2 protein-coding genes are annotated in these 1436 nt (G+C 52.6%); both read right to left on the reverse strand.

Features of this window, described 5'->3' with window-relative positions; all coding sequences use genetic code 11:
- Positions 1-65 precede the first annotated feature (65 nt).
- Positions 66-695, reverse strand: coding sequence for a hypothetical protein (locus C2I19_RS19390; RefSeq protein WP_199181282.1), 630 nt, complete (start codon positions 693-695; stop codon positions 66-68).
- Between the two features lie 9 nt (positions 696-704).
- Positions 705-1340, reverse strand: a complete 636-nt coding sequence (locus tag C2I19_RS19395; protein ID WP_103904265.1) for a hypothetical protein — start codon at positions 1338-1340, stop codon at positions 705-707.
- Positions 1341-1436: the final 96 nt, after the last annotated feature.

Raw genomic sequence — 1436 nt, forward strand, 5'->3', positions numbered from 1 at the left:
TGGAGGAAAGGATGGCGAGGGTTAGCATGTGGCATATCGCAAATAAATACTGACCGTTCATTTGCCTACGAGTTCAGCGTTGAATGGCCCTGGGTCTCCACTGGGATCGGAATGTTGGCGCCGAACTTCAGATCGAACTCTTTATAGATGTTTTCAAACTGTGCAGTCACTTCTACCTTCAGCGCCGGCGTGATGCCGGTAAAGCTGAGGTTATATGAGACGGCTGCGGGTGCTTGGGCTTGGGTGAAGGCAGCTTCCAGGATCACAGCCTGAGACGGCGTTAGCTTGGCGCTGAAGATAGCGGTGTTGTCGCCGAATAGACTGGGACAAGGGGCGCTGATCAACTCACCTTTGGCACCTTCCGCATCAAGTACGAAGAAGTTCACCACCCCCTTGTCGTAGGGCACCTGCGCTTTCCGGGCATTTTGGGGATCAACTTTCAGCTTGCGCAGATAGTCATTGAAGGCGCTGTCCAGCACCGTTTCATCAATCGCCGTATTGACCTCAAAATTGATGTATCCCCCTTGCGGATCACCAGCATCGCCGGTGTATTTGATTAAGGAAAATACAGGCTCGCCCGCCGTCTGTGCGATATGGATATCGCCGGGCAGATACCAGAACTGGTTGTCATCGGAATCGTCGGCGAAGAAGGTGATGTTGTTGATGGTGGTGGTTTTGGCTCTGAGTAGTAACATGATGTTTCCTTATTGACTGAAGTTCGCGAGATCAATCGCCTTTGCCTTGGTTGAAATCTGCATGTTTTCGGGCCAACCGTCGCCCTCGCCTGGCTGATAGGTAAACCAGATATCTAGATCGACGATACACCGTTCAGGATCGGGCTGGTCGGCACTGAAGCACTGGGGGCCAGCATCGGATTCGGTAAATTGAAACTGTTGATACAAGCGCTCTGCGGGAGAGCAGGCGTAGCTGGCGAAGACCGTAACATGTGCGACGCGGTGCCAATCCATATTGGCCAACAGTATGAGGGTGTGCTGTCGATATAGGGTGGAGGACAGATACACATCCTGACTGGTCGGTTCTTTCAGTACGACGGAAATATGGGGCGAGTTGGGGCCGGCGCTGTAGGATTTGCTGAGTTCGAACTGGTATTTGTCAGGATCAGGCAGCATCACAGGGAGCTTAACCTGCGAGGTAGTTTGGGTGATGGGATAGCTTCGCGACAGGATGCGGGTAGGCTGTTGACGGTGACGACAGCACAAGGTGACCAGTACGGATGTGTAACGCTGCCAGTCGAACTGCTCCCCCGCTTTGATTACGAAATTGTAGCAGCCGTAAAGCGACTCGATGTCCAGATAGATGTTGTTCACCACGGTCCACATGCCAGGGCCATTCAACGCTGAACTCGTAGGCAAATGAACGGTCAGTATTTATTTGCGATATGCCACATGCTAACCCTCGCCATCCTTTCCTCCATC

The organism is Chromobacterium alticapitis (assembly GCF_002924365.1).
GTDB lineage: Bacteria > Pseudomonadota > Gammaproteobacteria > Burkholderiales > Chromobacteriaceae > Chromobacterium > Chromobacterium alticapitis.